The organism is Alphaproteobacteria bacterium (assembly GCA_016722515.1).
Taxonomy (GTDB): domain Bacteria; phylum Pseudomonadota; class Alphaproteobacteria; order Rickettsiales; family JADKJE01; genus JADKJE01.
In genome coordinates this window covers 21,885-39,230 of record JADKJE010000007.1, presented here as the reverse complement: position 1 = coordinate 39,230, position 17,346 = coordinate 21,885, and the positions used below count along the sequence as shown (strand labels likewise).

Below are 17,346 nucleotides of genomic sequence, written 5' to 3'. Positions count from 1 at the left end.
GGCTTAGATCTTGAAAAGGAAATCTTGGCAGTTATTGGCCATGACGGACCTTCGGCAATAAAAATCTTCCAACGCATAAAAATTCGCTTGGAATTACAAGATTCTGAGCTTAACTTCTATGACGTAAGAACAGTGCTTGACGAGATGAAGGCTAAACACTTGGTCGGATACGTCAAAGCAACTGAAACAACCAACGGGGGTTGGGTACAACTCCGAGTTCCAAAGGCTTTCAAGAAATGATTACCAGCAGGAAGACAAGCGATCTGTTGCCACAGGTTGAGGACCTTGCTTTGGAACTTGTACGCTTGTGTGGTGAAGCTAGTATTGACTTGATCGTCACCAGGACGTACAGCGACTTTGAAGCTCAAACCAAGCTGTACGCGCAAGGCCGTACACAAATTGGCGAGATTGTCACTTGGGCCGAAGCTGGCGAGTCCTGGCACAACTGGCAGCGTGCTTTCGACGTTGTTCCAGTGGTCAAAGGCAAAGCTGTTTGGGATGATGATTTGGTTTGGGGAAAGATCGGCAAAATTGGCCGCGACCTTGGGCTTGAATGGGGTGGGGATTGGCGCAAGAAGAAAGACCGTCCACACTTCCAATACACCGAACACCTGACACTTGGCTCCCTTCTCGAACAACATCCAAAAGGACTGACACTGTGAACACCGAACCTACCGCACAAGATCTTGCTACCAAGCTCGGCACCAGGATCGAACCGACCACCAAACCGACCATGACTGCGGAACAGCGTGCGGCTGGTGTCAAAGCCATCAAGCAAACGGAGCGCAACGGCCTATGTCCTTGCGGCTGTGGCCAGAAGGCTAAGAAGTGCCAGAACGGTCGGCGTGTGCTTGAGTTCAAGCGGTATTTGCGATGAGCAAGGATGAACTCTTTTTGGTAGCAATTCTAGCAGGGTGTTTAATTTTGCTAGGACTTACTATCAACACAGTTAACGAAAACACAGTCCTAAGAAAAACAACCAAAGTTCAAACTGTTGTTTGCGGTTGCTCAGATACTGCTAAGTGTGACACAACTAACTCGGTGGAGTTTAAGCCATGAGCAGGGTAGCCATAACAGCTTTGCAAATCGGTCTGGTCTTGATCGGCTTGCTTCTAATCATCGCGTCACAGGTTTTGTAATGCCAGGAAAACCAATCAAAGACCTGTGCCCTGGGTGCGGGATGGATGGCGGCAAATTTCACGACTGGTTCCCTGAGCTTGGCGACCGCGACGAATGGCCGTGCGGTACTGTGCGTGGGATTGATCGCCATTCAGGGCAGCGGATTGCGTACACCAGCAAGGTTTGCCAAACAATCCGAGATTTGAAAAGTAAGATTGCGGAGCTTGAAACCAAGTTGGTTGAGAGCAAGTAATGGTCTTGACTAGGTTCTCAGCGTATCCGCAATATGCAGTTGGGAAACTGGTTGTAGGCCATGAGTCTAAGTACAAGTACAAAAGGTTGTGGCCACACATTAGCAAGTGTGTATCTTACCAACCAGACAAGATCTTTCCATTCCTTTTAGCAGACGGCTCCAGTTGGGTGTTCGTCAACGTATGGGGTTAACCTTGAGCACAATCGCTGGTGAAGATCCAAACAACGTCGATGTCAGGTTCTTGGAGTCTAAGGAAATGCCTGGGATGTTTTGTGCTCAGGCGTTCCAAAAGCCTTTCAGGTTGCAGAATGCAATTGGTGGTGGCAACATCCCTTGCTACGCTGGAATCCAGTACAGCGGCTGGCACACGTCTAAAGCAGGTGCGACAACCGATCTGGAATTGAAACTCAAGCTGCAAGGATTCAGGAAAGTATGAGCAAGACTAAAGCCGTAAGGCTTAAGAAAGATTTGATAATCCCGGCTGGTACAATCTTTACACCAGCAGCAACCAAAACAACAAGGGACTCCAGCTTTGCACAAACCACCATTGGCCTGACACCGGATACGTTCGGTGAGGTTGTTTATGAGGTTTGGGGCGATGACAATGAAAAAATTGCCGAATGGTTTGAAGAAGTATGAACAGAAAAATCATGGTTTTGTCAGGCTCGGCTTGCGCTGGCATTTGCTACGCAAGGGCTGTTGACTGTGGAGCTTCGCCGTTGCTTGTAGGCATCGCCCTGGCTTGCTGGCTTACGTTCGGCTATTGGGTCTTGAAATGATCGCAACAAGATTAGACGAAGACGAGCAGAAAACGCTTGTGGCCAAGATTGCAAGAGTTCGTGAAGAACTGATTGAACTTGGTGCTAGTGCTGTTGTGATTACAGCGTCCTTCGCTTTGGAGAATGATGACAAGTCCACTGGCCACAGTTATACTTGGGCAAGCGAAGGCAACCACTTTGAAGTTGTTGGGCTGGTGTCCATAACTCTTGATCGGTTGAACAAGCGGCTTGGACCAGACGGTAGCATCGAGCACGATTAAACTACATTGCTGTAGAAGTCGTGGCCACAGATTGTTGGTTAGGAAACTCAACGGGGAACCAACAACGGAATGCAATTGGGAATGGGAAAGAGACTGTGGTACACGCAAGAGCGGTTCAGGGTTTACCTTGGGCCGCTTTTTCGTATCCAGGATAGTAGGTAGAGTATGAAGCTAGGGTTGGCTTTTCTTTTTGGGGATAGGCACTAAGTCATAGTGGGTAAGTGTTAAGGCTTATAGAGTATGAAGTTAAAAGGTCTTTCTATAATTTTGGAAAGTATGAAATTCCGTTTCTTTTCTATAATTTTACTTCGAGCACCCACTCCCTACCTACCATATATGATTAGGGGTATTACCCTTATCCACATTGTGTTAATACTTTGTGCATAAGATCTATGCACAAGCGCCAAACTATTTTGCATTATCGCATTTATTTTCGTCACATCTATTGACTAGCGCTAGTGGATAGTGTATATTTATAGAAGAGAAAGCAACTGGCCACCAACACTAGACTTGGAGAAACAAAATGATTGACTCTCTCACACTAGCTCTCTTGATTGTCACTGCACCTGTTACACGTCCTAACATGGAGCGTGTTAGCAAGTTTGTTGCTCCTGTTAGCACTGCACTTGTGCAGGTTGTTACAAGGGAAGTGCATAAGGCGGAAAGCCTTTCCACTTGCTACCAAAATGCTTACGGCTCTTGCTGGTCGGAAAACTGAATCATGGACACTACAATCTACATACATGCACTAGCTACCTACATCGTAGCTCCTACTGTAATTACGTTCTTTGCTTTACACTATTGGGTAAAGGGGTGATAAGATGGAAGTACTAGACTCAAAAACCTTTGGGGATTTCATTGTTAAACTGTATGCGGATACAGATTGTTATAGCCCTTTAGAATCTTGTGACGAGGTATGCAAACTGTATCAATATGGTAGGAATGAATACCGTAGTGCAATTTCAACAGGTAGAACAGAATCAGATCATTTACAGTATTTAGCGACCGATGTTCACCAAGATTTCCCGGATGATGAAAAGTTAGAATCCCATCGCGAAGCTATTGTAAAAAAGCATTTTGCAAGGTCGCAAATACCTACACACGATCGTACTTGGTTAGAAATTGTTGTAAACGTCAAGGAATGGACTAAGGAAGGTTCTACACTTTCCGCCCAACAATATGTCGACTCGGTAGCAAAAACCTACCGTCAATGGTTGGAAGGTGAATGTGTGGGTTTTGTTACTGGGGACAAGGATGGAAACGAAATAGACTCCTGCTGGGGGTTCTATTCCAGTGAAGATGCTTTCCAAGCTGCCCAAGAAAATTTCCCTACTCGTAACGATCAATACTATTTTGATCTGTACGAAAACCTGTAATCCACACAATCATAAGGAATAAGACAATGAACCGTAGAATTACAGAAAAAGACTTGAAAAATCTCGCTCAAATCTTGAACGAGGAGACTGGAAATCCTGTTGACTATTTCAATAAGGAAACTGGAAAATGCAATCCGGGAAACTTTCATATTGATTTTGCTTATGGAGGAACAAAACTTGTTCAAACTTGCAACAATGGCGGAGGATGTCGCGACATTACAAGCGGATTCCAAACCAAGCGCGAAACTTACGATAGAATCCAACAATTTCGCGCTGGAATGCATTTTGAACAATCTCGAAAGGCTTAAAAATGAAAATCGACCACAAAATAAACATAAGGCATCATCTTATACCTTGGAAATCTAGAATTGGTTGCGATTTGAATAACGTACCGTATTTAGAAAACCTAAGGACGGTTTGTGATATGTTAGCTGGAAAATCACCTGCATTTTTCGCATTGAATCCAAACTACAAACCAAGGTATTTAATCGGAAACTGTATTACAACTCCAAAGGTTTCGGGGTAGGTTTCTAATGTTTAATAAAACCTTTGGATATAATGTTTACTTAAACGGAAAATTGATTGATACAGTTTTCTTTACAGATTACACTGTAGAAGAGGTTGAAAAGTCTCTAATCAATCATGACGGATACAATCCTAACATTATTGTAAAACGTGGAAGGAAAGCATGATGCAAATTAACATCGAATACACCGATACATTTTCCGGCGAGGCTAACTATAGTTGGGTGAAAAGATCAACTGTAGAAATGCCTGAAAATGCCACAAAAAGGATGATTCTAAGGCGTGCAAAGAAAGAAATGCAGCTTTCCGGAACGCAGGGAGTTACAAGCAAATCCGGCGATATGATTTCTTTTAAGCCTTACGGATCTTGCACTATTCTTTTCGTAACTTTCGGAGGATGATATGTACGCAAGCTATGACGACTATCTAACGTGTGCAGCTTGGTCCAGCACAGACGAAAACGGCGAGCCTTTAGACTCCTATCAATTCTCCGATAGTGCAGAAACCAAAATGAAGGAAGATCTGGACAAGTTTGTCGAGTATTGCCAAACAGAACACGCGAAAACCTTGGAAGATTACGAAAATGAAGGTGGAACGCCTGAACAATTCGCGCATGATTTTTGGCTAACTCGAAACTGGCACGGTGCTGGTTTTTGGGATCGCGGCTTGGGTGAAATTGGCGACATTTTAACAAAAGCATCTAAGACGTTTGGAGAATGTGACCTTTGGCACAATCCAGAAACCTTAGAAATTGAGGTAATGTAATGTCTAACAAATATCCTTATTACTTAGTACATTCCTACTCACAAAACAAGTTTGAAGAAAAATTCTGTTTTCGTTCGATTAGATGCGAATTTAGCGAAGAAAATGGAAAGATTTACATTCTTTTTAATTCGCGTTGGTATTTAGTTCGGGGAATTTTGCCGAAAATAACAGTTAACGACGAAGGTAGAAAACTGGAATTTTCGGTATCTTTGATTGATTACTAAATAAATCTCAAATCATTGTTAAAACACGTCTCATAAAAGGCGTGTTTTACCTATTTATAGAAGCTAGTCCCTTACCACTAAACAGGAGTCTTGGTGAAAATTACTATGAAGGATTTAAAATCAATGAATAAGATAAAAACAGAAAAACAGGTTCTAAACTATCAATCTGGTTTATGTGAATATGTCAACATAACCACCTTTCAATGTGGACATAATACTAGGACTGTAACTTTCAAGCCTATTCCTAAACCTAACGTCTCTAGTAATTGTCCTAGATGTAGGCTCGAAACTCTTATGTGCGAAGCCTAGCCCTTAGATCTTCCCTAAACAGTTTTAGCCAACTCTCTAGGCTCGCATCCACAACGGATGCGAGCCTTGTGCCGTTGTGGGAAACCAAAGTGCCTAAAAACCTAACTTGCCACGATCTAGAGTTCTGTCTCCAGATCAAAACCCCTTCCCTAGCCATAGGAAGGGGTTTTTCGGCGTTCGGACCTTCCGACCTAGTCAATGTGGCCACAAGGGGTGATCCACCCTCCAAAGGGCTAGAAACTGGCTTTCCTTGTCCCTCCCCCAGTCCACCAACGCAAGCAACAGGCAAGGGACCACCTACAGAGCCCAAACTACCAACCGGACCACCGTTAGCACTAGGAACTAGCTCCAACGTCCTAGCACTAGCCCATATCGGCAACGGTATTGCCTGGGAAGGTGCCACCGATCCGCGCACAAACGAACACTGCTCAATTGTGCCCTGCATCGCCTCGTCCAGCCTTGGCAGTGCCCAAGCTGGCCTATCCACACCCACACCTTGCCCTGCCACAGGCCGTACAGCAGCCTCATGCGACCCAGCCGAGCCGACCTCCACCCGCCCGGCCCCAGCCGCCCCACAGCCAGCCCCAGGCACCGAGCCGACCGCCTCACCCAAGGCACCCGTGCCGACCTTAGCCGAGCCAGCAGCCAGCGACTTCCAGCCGCCGAAGCGTTGCGCCAATGCCATCGACGCTAACGGCGGTTTGCGTGCCGCTTGCGTCAACGTTTGCTGCCACCACTTGTCGAGGTCAATTCGCTCAACCCGCTTGATCTCAAACGAGTACCACGGCAAGCCTACCAAGTCTTCACCACCGACTTGCGCTTGTTCAACATTGCGCCTCAGCTTAGGTGGTTCGTGGCCACAGGAAGTGAAAACCTCGTCGACAACCTTTTGCAAGATCGCAGCGGCTTCACGTTCACCAACAGCGCCTTTAGTGCGAACATTGATTCTTGTCATGTAATAGAATGTAGCCACAATTAGAACGGCTGGCAACCTAGGAAACAGTCCCCAGGCTCGAAAAGTTAGAACGGCTTACACCCTAGGAAAGCACCCCCTACCTAAAGTCAGAACGGCTCTTATCCTAGGAACATAACCCCTATCAACAAGCACTAAGATTAAGCCTTAGCGTATAGTGCTTCTTATTAACAAAAATTGCTTGCGTCTATAGTTATACTTTATACATACATATATAATACATAAGAACTAAGGATAAGGACAAGATTTATGAGTATGAAAAGTAGACTGTTGATAGATTTAAAGTATAAAAGGTAGGAATGTTGATTACTTTTTTGCATCACCCCCCTTTTAAGTATGAAATATACCGGGGGACACACCCCCCTAGAGTATGAAAGGTCGCCAGAACTTTTCCCGTCGAGGGGGTCCCCTTATACTCGTCATACTTTATACAAGTATAAAAGGTCCGGAATCATACTTGTATGAAACTTCAGGGGTACTTTTTTCATACCGTCGAAATTTCGCCAGAATCGCAGCTATGAAATTTTGGTAGACTTTTTTCATACTCTTCCGGAAATTTCATACCCTTCGGAAAATTTCAAACCCTCCCCCAGCTTCATACGTATGAAGAAAGTATAATGGCAGCCCAAAAATAGTTCACTTTTTCGTTTAGCAACTTTGTCTCAAACTATGAAATTCCCGGAATCACTATCAACATTCCCGACCTTTCATACTCACTACACTTGTCCACACTCTTAGCCCTTAGTGCGCTTTACCTAGCTGTTAATCTGTGGCTACAGAACTATTTTAGCGTTGGTGCAGAAACTTGTTGCTGTTTGTCGTTAGCTGCTATATCTTAGGTACATGACTAACACAAACAAAGACATTTGCCACGGCTGCTACTGGTGGAACTTCTTGGGCATGACTCAGGATAGATCCAATATCTTTGGTCAGTGTGGCAACGAAGAAGAGTCTGGCAAGAGAATTACTGTCTGCAACCACACTTGTTCTGGCTACAAAGACCGAGAAAAACTAAAGGAGTTGACTATGACTTTTGCAATTGGCCAACGTGTTAAGGTGAAGGCTTACGACCTTCCCGCTTGTGACTACACCGGAACCATTCGCGGCTTTTCCAAAGGCTTTTTGGGCATCCAGGTTGAGCTTGACCAGGAGTTTGGGGACTCGCACAATTGCAACGGTGTTGTACCTTCTGGCAACGGCTGGAACGTCTTTGCTGACGAGATTGAACTGTTGGAAGAGGAGTCCAAGCAATGAAACACCTACTCACCCTGCTCGTCCTTGTGGCCACACTAAGCGGCTGTCTGGTGGACACCGAACCTGTCAACCCTTACAGCTTGAAGGACGAGCGTAACGGTGGCCTGGGTACATGGTGCCGTACTACCAAGCGCGTTGTTGCTGAGTACGTTGACAGTACTTCTACCTGTGGCGATGGATCTGCGCCACGACTTGCTAAGATCGAATGGTTAAGCACTAACGGTACTTGCCATGTCGATAAGGTTAGTGACGTGCTTGGCGGAATGAGTGGCATCCGTCGATATTTCGGTTGTGTTAAAAATCAAGCAGTGGAGGTTAAGTAATGTGCCTAGCAGCAGGTGTTACCGATGACATTCTCATGTGTCCTGAATGTGGCCACTACCATGATGGCTACCCGCAGGGTTACACAAGCCCAAAGAACAAGCACTGTCAGAAGTGCAATCACCCAGGTTTGGTTGATGCTAAACTCTCTGTCTTGTTGACTAAGGCTAACCGTGACGAAGGTGTGAATGTTAAAGAGGTTAAACCTTATGCCAAAACCTTGTGGGTTAAGCCTTCCAGTCAAGAAGTTCCGCGCTGTGGCATGGGTGACTTGTGCAACAACTTGCGCCCATGTGAAAACTCCAACGAAGGTTGTCCATGTCTTGAAAAGGTTTTGCCTTATTTGGGCTTCCGCCAAATGCCTTACGGCTCGATCAACTTGAAAGATCCGCGCTGGCTTGTGATTGAACTTCCTAAAGTGGAGAACTAACCAATGAAAATGTCAGAAGCATACGACCGAACCAAGAAGCTCGAACGGATGATTTCGGATTTGCAGCATAGTATCAAGACTTTGGAATGTCAACCAATCCCAGACAACAACACTTACTGTCACAGCATTGCAATCACAACGCTTGAAGCCAAACGCCAAGAACTGATCGAAGCAGTAACCGAGCTTGGCAACATGGATGTTGTCAAGTTGCCTGAAATGCCTTGCCCAATGGTTAGCGAATGAGCCGCGAAGCTAAGTACAAACAGACTTTGTTTGGTGTTGATGAAAAGCCAGCACCAAAGAAGCGTGGTCGCAAGCCTGGGGCTGTTGGTCCAAATACAAACGCACAGAGCAACACCCGCAAGCTAATGGAAGCAATGTCCGTTGGCGATGTGATTGCAGTATCTGTGGCCACAGAGCTTGAAGAACGTCAAGTCAGGCAGCGCACACAAGAGCGTTGGGCTAAGGCTTCTGGCAAGAAGTTCTCTTGTCTTACAGGCTTGTTCATCGGTCAAGCTCTTGTTGCTGAGAAAACCATTCTAATTTTCAGGAACAAGTAAGATGAGCAAGGAGTACCAAGACTTCGAGCTAGGACCAGACGGCTTAGAAGCTGAATGCAAAGTTGTTCGCTTCTTGTCAATGGAGGAACTTCAAAAGGTTCTACTAGTTCCAGGTCTAAGCGTTCTGCGAATGCATCGCGGTCCAGGTAAGTCCGATCAACAAACGGAAGTATTTAGGAAAGTTTTGGAAGCCTGGGAAACTAAGGAAATTATTGATCTGGATTCAATACACCTTTTGCAAAACTCCAGATACGGAAAGTTCAAAGCCGAAGACCACATTGCAGACCTGCACCGATACGCAATGCTTCCTGGTCTGAGTCCTGGCAAAACACAAATGCAAACGGATGCTTTCCTAAGTATTATTGAAAACGAATGGCCTTTAACACCAAAGCCTAAGAAAACCTACAAACCACACAGCTTCCAACCTGCTAAAGGTGAAGCTCCAACATCCTGCAAGCCTAACCCTAAAACTGTGGCTAAGAACCGAGCCAAAAGAAAGTTGAAAAAGAAGTAGACTTCTAACGCTAACGACTGTAACTTAGTTCTTAGTCGCTAACCGCTAACAAGAAAGACTTACCATGAAGCTCAACCAAACCGCAATCAACTGGCTCAAAGAAAACTCGGCTTGCTACGAAGGTTTTACTTGGGCTTCCAAGGAATGCACCACGCTTGCAGAAGTTGTGGCTACCGCTCGTCCAGATTGGGCTATTTGGGTCTACACCCGCCCAGGAGTCTTGGATGATCGCACGCTTTGGTTGTTCGCTTGCTGGTGTGCAGAACAGAGCTTGGTGAACTGGTACAAGGTCTATCTAGAAGACCACAGGCCAAAACAGGCTATTGAAGCTCGTCGCGGATGGTTGGAAGGAACTGTAACCGACCAAGAACTGTTAGCGGCGTGGTCGGCCGCGTGGTCGGCGGAGTCGGCCGCGTGGTCGGCGGAGTCGGCCGCGTGGTCGGCGGCGCGGTCGGCGGCGGAGTCGGCGGCGGAGTCGGCGTGGTCGGCGGCGGAGTCGGCGTGGGCGGCGGAGTCGGCGTGGGCGGCGCAAGCAAATTGGCTTCGCGAAAACGCCACTACCCCAAACTTTGTTGATAAGGTTTAAGGCTGTGCGTTACATACACATCGAAGTCACAGCAGACCTTGTTGCACAAGTCGGCAAGAGCTACTTCCATATCATCGAGCCGGAGCCTTGTCATGTGCAAATGCTTATTTGCCATGGTGAGTCTGGAAACCTTGCGCTACCAGCCTTGGAGCTTTTGATCCTTGCTCAACGTAAATTGATTAAGATTTACTGCGAGAAGTTCGACACCGACCGTAGAATCCTGCTTGACGAACACGCTTTGGCACACTACAGGCACTTGCTTGAGAAGTCTGAAAAGCTCTTAGCTCAGTACCTGGAAGCAAAAGAAGTGGTGGTTTTAGGATGATCGTAAAACAATACTGTGGAAAGAAATTTGCCTTACAAACATTTGACCATTTTGGTTATTATGAAACGGCAGATTGCGACATAGAAAACGGCCAATGTCCAACGTGCAAGGATAAGTACATTGCGGAACTTGAGTTGGAGCTTATGAAAGGTGAAGCCTATGAGCTATAGTTTTGGTTACTATCGCGGTGAGCCGATGACCGAATGCTCTATCAGTGGCGACACAATGACAGCCGATGGCAAGAGCTACAAGCTGGACACCACTGCCACCGACTGCAAAGAGTGTGAAGCCTTAACCTTTAACGACTTAACCACTAGCTCTGACGATCCTTGTAACGGTTGTAGGGGTTGTTGGAAGAAAGATGACAACTAAAATGAAAAAGCTATTGCTAATGCTTTTACTAACAGCTTTTCTAACAAGCTGCGACGTTACCTACACAGAACCTCAGAAACCAAATTGTGAGGTTTTTACAGATATGTTTTACTCTCTTGTTGAGACAGAAGATTCGGCCTGTTTCAATGCAGATAGCACAACTTACAAACCAATACTAACCAGGGTGACTTGGGACAATCCTGTTGGTGAAAACCATTGCGACTTGTCCCGTTTTGTTAGAAATTTGAAAAAACACAGAGGATGTTTCAAATGGTAAACTGGATTGACAACTTGATTGTATATATTGCCGTAAAGATTTGTGGCTTTCTTGGCCATGAATACACCCGTTCGCGTGACGGTCATGTTTACTGTCAGCACTGCCATCATGTCTTTAAGGAAAAAGACTAGTGGATGAAATGCTATTGACTTGTGCTATTGTTGGTGTAGTTGTTTCAGCAATACCGTTGCTTATTGTGGCTTGCCCGTCTATAGCTCGTCTGTTGGTAATAAGGCGTAAACGCGAAGAGTCCAAACACCTTTACATTAAGGCTAAATGATGCTTGATTGGGATGAAGACAACTCAGCAATGCTTGTTGTGTCTACAATGAAGATGGTTAACAACCAATGCTCTAAAAAAGCCGAGTACATGATCTCGGAAGCTCACGACAAGGCCGCTGCTGCAAAAACTGTCAAGCAATCTCAATACGAAATTGCGTTTGGTAACGCGCTTTTTGAATCATTCCTTATTGTAACTGGAATGGACAAAGAATGTGCCGTTGGGTTGCTTAATGCAAACGCCGCTTGGCGACCTGAGTTCGCTTCTGTGGCCACAGAAAAGCCCATCACAGCAGCCAAAGTCTTCGAGACTCCCAAGGCTACAGCCTATGAAGGTCCGGCCTTCGACATCCCAGGCGTAGCCTTGCTCCCAAGCACCATCAAGCCAGCCGCGCCGAAACCCCTGGAGAAGCCTGACCTGACCGCCAAGAGCCGTCCTGTGCTAGAGCAAGCACCTTCTAAGGTGTCCAGGAAGCACGCCAAGAAGAACCCTGGTGGCCGCGCTATCATCTACCACGCACCGGACCAAATTCCTATGGCACCCTGGGGACTGCCAGCCGTGGAACTTTGCGAGTGGGCTTGGCGACTGATTGAAGCTGACGACCATTCCAAGATGAGCATGAACCAACTTTACAATTGTGCCAAGATCCTATCGGTTTTGGTCTATGCTGGTGTGGTTCCGCCCAACTCGATTATACCAATGGGTATGACAAATAAGAACTTTGGTGGAAAGTACTGAGTATATTTCGACCATGAGCAATTCAGAATGGAAGACACAGGAAGAGTACATTGCCAAGTACGGTAGCCAGGAAGATCAAGCGGCTGTACAGTGCCGTGCGAAGCTCCAGATGGACGGACCTTGGCGACTGACCAGAACTCTATCCAATGGGCGTGAAATCGCCCTAGACAACTCCGTAAGGTCAACCAGCAAAGAAATCAACGATCTGCGGGACCGTGAGTACGAGCGTACTGGTGTCTACTGGAAAGTGGCCAAGTACGAATAAAAGATTCCAAAGAAGTAAAGTCAAAGAGGGCTTGACTTTTAGGAAATAACACTGTAACTTAGTCTACAGAAACAAGTGAGGGCAAACACTATGTCGAGCTACAAGGGTCTTACAACCAAAGAACTTACCACCCGACTGATCGCAGCGGAGAAGGAAAATGCAAGTCTCAAAAACACCTGTGAGCATTACAAAGAGCTTGCCACAGAGTTGAACAACGCAACAAAGACGTTGCACTCCGAACGCAATCTGTTCAAGGGTTCGGCAGAAGAAGCAAACACAACCATCGCAAACCTTCGCACGCAGTTGGCTAACGAAGCAAGCAACCTGAAACAAGCTCTGGACCAGCGTGACAATTTCATCAAGGAATTTGAAGCTGGTCACAAGCGTGCAAACGCTTTGATCCGCGACCTGGACTACGAACGAAAGCGCCGAATCTCAGCCGAGAATAAGGCATTTGAACTTGAAACCCGCTTGCACAACACTGTTGCAAGCGAGTATCCTGCCAGCAACGTTCCTTCCTACATGGTTGGAGTTCGCATCGACCGCAACGGCGAAATCGCCTAAGCACAAACCCAAACGAGAAACGAGAACATCATGAGCACGAAGATCGAAGTCACCAAGGAAGTCACCAAGTCCGTTCGCAAGCACGTCAACATTACCGCCGAGCAGATTGGTGGACTGCTCAAGAAGGCCGTTGGCGCTCCCGACGAAACCCCTTTGGACGATGTCCTGAACGACGGGTCAGCTTGTGGGCTACACCCTGACATGGAACGACACCCCGAAGCCCCGCGCTCCTCGCAAGCCCAAGGCTGACGCTCCTGCCGTGTAATCCGGCCCTACACAAAAGCCACTGACCCGCAAACCTTTTAGGAGAGTTGGTGTCTAGTGTGGGACCAGCCCCAAGGGATTCGACCCCCTTGGGGTTTTCTTTTATCCAGAAAGAGCAAAATGGTTATCGACAAATGGATGGATGGATCTTGGCTAAGGGTTTTGAACCTTGCTCGATCCACAGTAAACAAGCCTGACCAGGACGCTTCCAAGGAAGTAACACGCAAGTTTCGCAGAGCAATCTTGCTTGCCGAACATTCCCCAATCCGTGTACTTGGTTTTGGTGTAAAGCTAAGGCTGAAATCCTGGATCTCGGTTCACTTTGTCCGGCACAAGATTGGTGTTGAGCATTTCGTAACAACCCAACGCGACGACCGTACAGGCGTTTCCAGAGACGACAAGCCGCAAAGCGCAAGCGTCGAACATTCGATGGACCTTAACCCACAGTCGCTAATCACGGTGTCCAGGAAGCGACTTTGCTTTAATGCTCACCCTGAAACCCGTAGGGAGTGGCTTGGCGTAAAACAATCTGTGGCCACACTTGATGAAGATGTTGCTGCGGTCATGGTGCCTGAGTGCATCTATCGCGGCTTTTGTCCTGAAATGACCAAGTGCAACGAAAACTTCGACAACACCCCTAAGTTCCAGCGCGATTTGGCGCAATACCGCGCTATGGCTGGTTGGAGAAAACAATGACCACCAACGTACACGACGAACACTATCGCAAGATTGAAGGCCGTGGAGTTGAACCAATCGAGGTTCAAGAAACAATCATTTGCAACGATATTCCGCCTGAGCTACACGCGATTGTCAAACGTAACTTCAACCTTGCTCAGGCCAACAAGTACATGATGCGTTGCGGGGAAAAGGACAACGCTGAAAAGGAATTGGCCAAGGCTCAGAACTACATTCACCGCGCAATTCACAGTTGCTGGTCCTGGCAAAGCGACCGCAAGAAAGGTGGTCCGTTTTTGGGTGTGAATGCTCACGAACTAAAACCGGAACTACCAAAACCAGCTTTACAGGCTGGAGCTTGGGCTTTGCAAACAGATTCGATGTAAAAGTAAAGGCCGGATCTCCCGGCCTTTTTCTTAGTCTCCAAAGTTACAAATGTATAGCTTACCTGAGTAACCTAGAGATAGCGCCTTTTCCCTTGACGCTTCGACAATTTCCCCAGTTGCAATCAATGTGGCCAAAGACCTGTTAATTGCAACGCTGCTACCTGCTCGATCCTTGCGGAAACTGGTGATGCCAGCCAGCTTGCGTTGCAGGTAGACGTAAGGCACAAGGCCAGAGCGTACAGCCGCTTCCTTAATGCCATAGGACTCCATGACCTTCTCAGGGCTGGATTCCTTGTACTGCCACAAAGCCTTACGCAGGTCGGCAAGCTGTTTCGCGTCACCTTCTCCAACACCTTCTTCAAATCTCTTGAGCATAGCTTTAATGTCCCTTGTTACGAGTTCCACAGCCCAAGCCGCAAACTCTTTTGTTACTACTGGTTGATGAGGATATGTTACAGCAGCGACAAGACCTGCCAACCTTATTGCTTTAAGGTGAGCACGATTCCATAGTTGTCTTTCGCTGTTGTCGCCGTTATTAATTAGGTTGTCGCAGTTTGTGTCAAAGTCGCCGCCTTTGCGTAGGATTTCGGCGGCTTCCGGGTCCATTTGTACTTGGATCGGTCCACCGCGCTGCGATTGGGATAAGCAAATTGATGCAAGTTCAACCAACCAGTTCTTCATTTCCTGTGGCATTTTCATGCCGCTATTTGGGTTTGCTGGTGGGCGCATACCGCGATAGTCAATAGTCAAGAATCTTGGAAGCAAACCGTTGTCAATCTGTTCTTCTGACAAGGCTGCAAAATACTTTTCCGGTGCAGTCTCAGCCAACATTGTCAAGGCTGGTGACTTAACTTCGTCGGTGGTTTTGTCTGCATCCGAGTAGGCCATTGACTGCAAAGTACCGTCTGCACCTGACGAACTGTAAAGCATAAGCAGCGCACGCTTTAGCATACTGTCAGCAGAGCTTAGGTTACTTCCGCAAAGCGGTGCAATTGTCTCGGCAAACTCACCCATCACAGAGCAGAAGCAAGATTGCTTGTTCAACCGCTTAATCAGAGCTTGGCCGCTGGCAAAAGTGCCAGGGCCGCGAAAGTCTTGATTGCAGGAATTGTGTCGGAAAGCTGGTTGATAATACGCTCAGGCAGTTTGCCAAGCTCATCCTTGCCAGTTCCTGTAGGTGCAAGTAGCAAAATGTACTGGTTCAATCCGCTGCGTTCGCAGTTGTAAGACCTGCCTACCATTCCTGACAGGAAGCCAATTGCAGCGGCAAGGGAAATATCCAACGCCGGACGTTCGGCAGAACAGTACGAGTACCATTGCAACCAGCCCAAGGCTCCAGGCGCAAACTGTAGTTGCTTAACACCGCTTGTTGTTTCGCGTTCTGTGGTTGGTGCTTCCATAGGTTCCGATTCTGTGGCCACAGATACAGGTTTCTTGATCGGCAACAACTGACTATAATCAACTTCAATCTGTTCAACGCGCTTCTTGCGAAGCATGAAATCCAGGTAGTTGTTACGCTTTGCCTTTTCGCGTTGACCGAGCTGGCTAAAACGGAACATCCTCCTGCACTGCTCATCATTAGGCGAGTAGTGACATAGGATGTCCATAAGAGCCATGTCAGCTTCGGATTGGGAAGGGTAATCAAACTGTTGCCAACTTCCGTTCCAAAGGGCTATGATTTTGTCTGCGTTGCTTGCCGCTGCCATGCGGTTCATCATTTCCTGATCTGTCTCAGGCTGTTCTAGATGCTGGTCAAGCTCGTAAGAGTGGTGGCCTGGGATCGTGGCGCTTAGAACTTGGCTCATAAGCCAGTCTAGGCCGCGCTGACCGTCTACAATCTCGGTGTAGCCTGGAATCACGTTTCCAGTCATAACGAAATAGCGATCTGCCGAGTACACTTCAATCTTGTGCTTGTCGCTACGGCGACCTACAGGAATCCTACCGCGAACGACAATGTGATAGCCGTGACCAGACCTTGAAACTTCGGTGTAGCTGCCAAACGCTTGAATTAACTGACCGAAAAACGCGCGTTGCTCGTCGGTTGCTGGTTTCTCCGCTTTGTCGTCAAGGTCGATGATGGTGTACGGATCGGAGTGCGACAGGCAGAAGCCTATGTAGGGCATTCCTGTGGCCACAGATTGATCGAAGCTCGACCAGTTACAAGGGTTGCACGGATCGACACCATAGCCAGTGACAGAGCTTAACGGCGGGATGTCGATTTTTCCATCCTCTCTAACTACAGGTTTAGAGACGATCCATTGAGGCAACTCACGCATTTGCAAGGGTATCTTTTCGACCATGTTGTAAAGTATAAACCTTTCACTTGGATTTTGGAAGTGGTTGCTTTATACTTTATACTATCGCCGCCGCAAGAGGGCTGCGGCACCACAAAATCACCGAGGAAAACCATGTCAGATCAACAGTGGACCAACTACAACAACACCAAGAACACAGTTCCAGTGCCTGCTGGTTGGATGATCGTTGACCACGACCACCCCTTGTGCGTCCAACTGACGACCAACACGTTGCAGTTTTGGTCACCTGGTGACCCGTGCTGGCTGGAATTGAAAATCGACCAGAGCGGGCGCACCTGCCGAGTTCAACACAGCTTGGGCAAATGGCCTAACCTGCTTGATTGTTCGCGATCCGAACTACGTTGCTCCGGCTCCTGTGGTTCCTCCCAGCTTCGCCGCGCCTGTTGCTCCTGGTCTGCCCTTCGCCGCGCCTTCGCCGTTCCCGGCTCCTGTCGCACCTGTGGCCGCTCCGGTCTTGGCTCCGCTTCCGGTCCTTGCACCGATCGTTCCCCAGGCAACCCCCATCATTCCGCTTCCGGCAACACCAGCGGCGATTCCAGTTGCCTTGCCTGTGGTCCAGGTCATGCCAGCCAACGTGATTCCGTTCCCAAGTCCAGCACCTGTCCAGCCCCAGGCTCCGGCTGCGTATGTTCCCACCGA

29 protein-coding genes are annotated in these 17,346 nt (G+C 47.5%); 25 read left to right on the top strand and 4 right to left on the bottom strand.

All coding sequences use genetic code 11. The features are described from left to right. Positions 1-24 precede the first annotated feature (24 nt). From IPP74_13265 to IPP74_13220, 10 genes are all read left to right on the top strand, one after another. The gene (locus IPP74_13265) at positions 25-240 is read left to right on the top strand and encodes a hypothetical protein (protein MBL0320239.1); all 216 of its coding nucleotides are present in this window, start codon (positions 25-27) and stop codon (positions 238-240) included. Next, positions 237-662, top strand: coding sequence for a M15 family metallopeptidase (locus tag IPP74_13260; GenBank protein MBL0320238.1), 426 nt, complete (start codon positions 237-239; stop codon positions 660-662). The genes IPP74_13265 and IPP74_13260 overlap by 4 nt, the downstream gene beginning before the upstream one ends. A gap of 362 nt (positions 663-1,024) precedes the next feature. Further along, positions 1,025-1,372 (top strand): hypothetical protein, encoded by a 348-nt coding sequence (locus IPP74_13255; protein MBL0320237.1) that lies wholly within the window; start codon positions 1,025-1,027, stop codon positions 1,370-1,372. A gap of 193 nt (positions 1,373-1,565) precedes the next feature. Beyond that, complete coding sequence (locus tag IPP74_13250; GenBank protein MBL0320236.1) at positions 1,566-1,808, top strand: hypothetical protein; 243 nt, start codon at positions 1,566-1,568, stop codon at positions 1,806-1,808. Beyond that, positions 1,805-2,011 carry a hypothetical protein gene (locus tag IPP74_13245; protein ID MBL0320235.1) on the top strand — a complete coding sequence of 69 codons (207 nt, stop codon included), beginning with the start codon at positions 1,805-1,807 and terminating at the stop codon, positions 2,009-2,011. Before IPP74_13250 ends, IPP74_13245 begins: the two co-directional genes overlap by 4 nt. A 136-nt stretch (positions 2,012-2,147) precedes the next feature. Beyond that, entirely contained in the window at positions 2,148-2,411 is a 264-nt protein-coding gene (locus IPP74_13240) for a hypothetical protein (GenBank protein MBL0320234.1), read from the top strand. Positions 2,412-3,232: 821 nt separating this feature from the next. Next, a complete protein-coding gene (locus IPP74_13235; GenBank protein MBL0320233.1) occupies positions 3,233-3,787 on the top strand; it encodes a hypothetical protein in 555 nt (184 codons plus the stop codon). Between the two features lie 26 nt (positions 3,788-3,813). After that, a complete protein-coding gene (locus IPP74_13230) occupies positions 3,814-4,095 on the top strand; it encodes a hypothetical protein (GenBank protein MBL0320232.1) in 282 nt (93 codons plus the stop codon). 380 nt (positions 4,096-4,475) lie between these two features. Then, the gene (locus IPP74_13225; GenBank protein MBL0320231.1) at positions 4,476-4,712 is read left to right on the top strand and encodes a hypothetical protein; all 237 of its coding nucleotides are present in this window, start codon (positions 4,476-4,478) and stop codon (positions 4,710-4,712) included. A 1-nt stretch (position 4,713) separates the two neighbouring features. Continuing rightward, positions 4,714-5,076 (top strand): hypothetical protein, encoded by a 363-nt coding sequence (locus IPP74_13220; GenBank protein MBL0320230.1) that lies wholly within the window; start codon positions 4,714-4,716, stop codon positions 5,074-5,076. Positions 5,077-5,592: 516 nt separating this feature from the next. Here the strand turns inward: IPP74_13220 and IPP74_13215 are convergent. Continuing rightward, positions 5,593-6,564 carry a hypothetical protein gene (locus tag IPP74_13215; GenBank protein ID MBL0320229.1) on the bottom strand — a complete coding sequence of 324 codons (972 nt, stop codon included), beginning with the start codon at positions 6,562-6,564 and terminating at the stop codon, positions 5,593-5,595. 1,044 nt (positions 6,565-7,608) lie between these two features. Here IPP74_13215 and IPP74_13210 point away from each other — a divergent pair. From IPP74_13210 to IPP74_13140, 15 genes are all read left to right on the top strand, one after another. Then, positions 7,609-7,836, top strand: coding sequence for a hypothetical protein (locus tag IPP74_13210; protein MBL0320228.1), 228 nt, complete (start codon positions 7,609-7,611; stop codon positions 7,834-7,836). Continuing rightward, positions 7,833-8,159 carry a hypothetical protein gene (locus IPP74_13205; protein ID MBL0320227.1) on the top strand — a complete coding sequence of 109 codons (327 nt, stop codon included), beginning with the start codon at positions 7,833-7,835 and terminating at the stop codon, positions 8,157-8,159. Before IPP74_13210 ends, IPP74_13205 begins: the two co-directional genes overlap by 4 nt. Next, positions 8,159-8,587, top strand: a complete 429-nt coding sequence (locus tag IPP74_13200; GenBank protein MBL0320226.1) for a hypothetical protein — start codon at positions 8,159-8,161, stop codon at positions 8,585-8,587. The genes IPP74_13205 and IPP74_13200 overlap by 1 nt, the downstream gene beginning before the upstream one ends. A 3-nt stretch (positions 8,588-8,590) precedes the next feature. Beyond that, entirely contained in the window at positions 8,591-8,830 is a 240-nt protein-coding gene (locus IPP74_13195; GenBank protein MBL0320225.1) for a hypothetical protein, read from the top strand. Next, positions 8,827-9,147, top strand: coding sequence for a hypothetical protein (locus IPP74_13190; protein MBL0320224.1), 321 nt, complete (start codon positions 8,827-8,829; stop codon positions 9,145-9,147). The genes IPP74_13195 and IPP74_13190 overlap by 4 nt, the downstream gene beginning before the upstream one ends. 1 nt (position 9,148) lies before the next feature. Further along, positions 9,149-9,661 carry a hypothetical protein gene (locus IPP74_13185; protein ID MBL0320223.1) on the top strand — a complete coding sequence of 171 codons (513 nt, stop codon included), beginning with the start codon at positions 9,149-9,151 and terminating at the stop codon, positions 9,659-9,661. 64 nt (positions 9,662-9,725) lie between these two features. Further along, on the top strand, positions 9,726-10,247 hold the full coding sequence (locus IPP74_13180) for a hypothetical protein (protein MBL0320222.1): 522 nt from the start codon (positions 9,726-9,728) through the stop codon (positions 10,245-10,247). A gap of 4 nt (positions 10,248-10,251) precedes the next feature. After that, the gene (locus IPP74_13175) at positions 10,252-10,572 is read left to right on the top strand and encodes a hypothetical protein (protein ID MBL0320221.1); all 321 of its coding nucleotides are present in this window, start codon (positions 10,252-10,254) and stop codon (positions 10,570-10,572) included. Next, positions 10,569-10,742 (top strand): hypothetical protein, encoded by a 174-nt coding sequence (locus IPP74_13170; protein MBL0320220.1) that lies wholly within the window; start codon positions 10,569-10,571, stop codon positions 10,740-10,742. Before IPP74_13175 ends, IPP74_13170 begins: the two co-directional genes overlap by 4 nt. A gap of 25 nt (positions 10,743-10,767) precedes the next feature. After that, on the top strand, positions 10,768-10,944 hold the full coding sequence (locus tag IPP74_13165) for a hypothetical protein (protein MBL0320219.1): 177 nt from the start codon (positions 10,768-10,770) through the stop codon (positions 10,942-10,944). A 553-nt stretch (positions 10,945-11,497) separates the two neighbouring features. Beyond that, the gene (locus IPP74_13160; GenBank protein ID MBL0320218.1) at positions 11,498-12,238 is read left to right on the top strand and encodes a hypothetical protein; all 741 of its coding nucleotides are present in this window, start codon (positions 11,498-11,500) and stop codon (positions 12,236-12,238) included. A 355-nt stretch (positions 12,239-12,593) separates the two neighbouring features. Then, positions 12,594-13,067, top strand: a complete 474-nt coding sequence (locus IPP74_13155; protein MBL0320217.1) for a hypothetical protein — start codon at positions 12,594-12,596, stop codon at positions 13,065-13,067. Positions 13,068-13,097: 30 nt separating this feature from the next. Beyond that, positions 13,098-13,316, top strand: a complete 219-nt coding sequence (locus IPP74_13150; protein MBL0320216.1) for a hypothetical protein — start codon at positions 13,098-13,100, stop codon at positions 13,314-13,316. 135 nt (positions 13,317-13,451) lie between these two features. Beyond that, the gene (locus tag IPP74_13145) at positions 13,452-14,027 is read left to right on the top strand and encodes a thymidylate synthase ThyX (protein ID MBL0320215.1); all 576 of its coding nucleotides are present in this window, start codon (positions 13,452-13,454) and stop codon (positions 14,025-14,027) included. Continuing rightward, a complete protein-coding gene (locus IPP74_13140) occupies positions 14,024-14,392 on the top strand; it encodes a DUF3310 domain-containing protein (GenBank protein MBL0320214.1) in 369 nt (122 codons plus the stop codon). Before IPP74_13145 ends, IPP74_13140 begins: the two co-directional genes overlap by 4 nt. A gap of 30 nt (positions 14,393-14,422) precedes the next feature. Here IPP74_13140 and IPP74_13135 read toward each other — a convergent pair whose 3' ends face one another. The 3 genes from IPP74_13135 to IPP74_13125 all read right to left on the bottom strand — a co-directional run bounded on the left by IPP74_13135 (position 14,423) and on the right by IPP74_13125 (position 17,343). Beyond that, on the bottom strand, positions 14,423-15,322 hold the full coding sequence (locus IPP74_13135; GenBank protein MBL0320213.1) for a hypothetical protein: 900 nt from the start codon (positions 15,320-15,322) through the stop codon (positions 14,423-14,425). A 122-nt stretch (positions 15,323-15,444) separates the two neighbouring features. Next, a complete protein-coding gene (locus tag IPP74_13130) occupies positions 15,445-16,668 on the bottom strand; it encodes a hypothetical protein (protein ID MBL0320212.1) in 1,224 nt (407 codons plus the stop codon). Between the two features lie 375 nt (positions 16,669-17,043). Then, positions 17,044-17,343 (bottom strand): hypothetical protein, encoded by a 300-nt coding sequence (locus IPP74_13125; GenBank protein MBL0320211.1) that lies wholly within the window; start codon positions 17,341-17,343, stop codon positions 17,044-17,046. Positions 17,344-17,346: the final 3 nt, after the last annotated feature.

Excerpts from the sequence above, each read along its gene's own strand:
- IPP74_13235 (MBL0320233.1), top strand. The coding sequence starts at position 3,233 with ATGGAAGTACTAGACTCAAAAACCTTTGGGGATTTCATTGTTAAACTG.
- IPP74_13190 (MBL0320224.1), top strand. The coding sequence starts at position 8,827 with ATGAGCCGCGAAGCTAAGTACAAACAGACTTTGTTTGGTGTTGATGAA.
- IPP74_13180 (MBL0320222.1), top strand. The coding sequence starts at position 9,726 with ATGAAGCTCAACCAAACCGCAATCAACTGGCTCAAAGAAAACTCGGCT.
- IPP74_13130 (MBL0320212.1), bottom strand. The coding sequence starts at position 16,668 with ATGCGTGAGTTGCCTCAATGGATCGTCTCTAAACCTGTAGTTAGAGAG.
- IPP74_13170 (MBL0320220.1), top strand. The coding sequence starts at position 10,569 with ATGATCGTAAAACAATACTGTGGAAAGAAATTTGCCTTACAAACATTT.
- IPP74_13205 (MBL0320227.1), top strand. The coding sequence starts at position 7,833 with ATGAAACACCTACTCACCCTGCTCGTCCTTGTGGCCACACTAAGCGGC.
- IPP74_13160 (MBL0320218.1), top strand. The coding sequence starts at position 11,498 with ATGATGCTTGATTGGGATGAAGACAACTCAGCAATGCTTGTTGTGTCT.
- IPP74_13225 (MBL0320231.1), top strand. The coding sequence starts at position 4,476 with ATGATGCAAATTAACATCGAATACACCGATACATTTTCCGGCGAGGCT.
- IPP74_13210 (MBL0320228.1), top strand. The coding sequence starts at position 7,609 with ATGACTTTTGCAATTGGCCAACGTGTTAAGGTGAAGGCTTACGACCTT.
- IPP74_13145 (MBL0320215.1), top strand. The coding sequence starts at position 13,452 with ATGGTTATCGACAAATGGATGGATGGATCTTGGCTAAGGGTTTTGAAC.
- IPP74_13150 (MBL0320216.1), top strand. The coding sequence starts at position 13,098 with ATGAGCACGAAGATCGAAGTCACCAAGGAAGTCACCAAGTCCGTTCGC.
- IPP74_13245 (MBL0320235.1), top strand. The coding sequence starts at position 1,805 with ATGAGCAAGACTAAAGCCGTAAGGCTTAAGAAAGATTTGATAATCCCG.
- IPP74_13230 (MBL0320232.1), top strand. The coding sequence starts at position 3,814 with ATGAACCGTAGAATTACAGAAAAAGACTTGAAAAATCTCGCTCAAATC.
- IPP74_13200 (MBL0320226.1), top strand. The coding sequence starts at position 8,159 with ATGTGCCTAGCAGCAGGTGTTACCGATGACATTCTCATGTGTCCTGAA.
- IPP74_13185 (MBL0320223.1), top strand. The coding sequence starts at position 9,149 with ATGAGCAAGGAGTACCAAGACTTCGAGCTAGGACCAGACGGCTTAGAA.
- IPP74_13240 (MBL0320234.1), top strand. The coding sequence starts at position 2,148 with ATGATCGCAACAAGATTAGACGAAGACGAGCAGAAAACGCTTGTGGCC.
- IPP74_13140 (MBL0320214.1), top strand. The coding sequence starts at position 14,024 with ATGACCACCAACGTACACGACGAACACTATCGCAAGATTGAAGGCCGT.
- IPP74_13260 (MBL0320238.1), top strand. The coding sequence starts at position 237 with ATGATTACCAGCAGGAAGACAAGCGATCTGTTGCCACAGGTTGAGGAC.
- IPP74_13195 (MBL0320225.1), top strand. The coding sequence starts at position 8,591 with ATGAAAATGTCAGAAGCATACGACCGAACCAAGAAGCTCGAACGGATG.
- IPP74_13135 (MBL0320213.1), bottom strand. The coding sequence starts at position 15,322 with ATGCTTTACAGTTCGTCAGGTGCAGACGGTACTTTGCAGTCAATGGCC.
- IPP74_13215 (MBL0320229.1), bottom strand. The coding sequence starts at position 6,564 with ATGACAAGAATCAATGTTCGCACTAAAGGCGCTGTTGGTGAACGTGAA.
- IPP74_13165 (MBL0320219.1), top strand. The coding sequence starts at position 10,768 with ATGACCGAATGCTCTATCAGTGGCGACACAATGACAGCCGATGGCAAG.
- IPP74_13220 (MBL0320230.1), top strand. The coding sequence starts at position 4,714 with ATGTACGCAAGCTATGACGACTATCTAACGTGTGCAGCTTGGTCCAGC.
- IPP74_13155 (MBL0320217.1), top strand. The coding sequence starts at position 12,594 with ATGTCGAGCTACAAGGGTCTTACAACCAAAGAACTTACCACCCGACTG.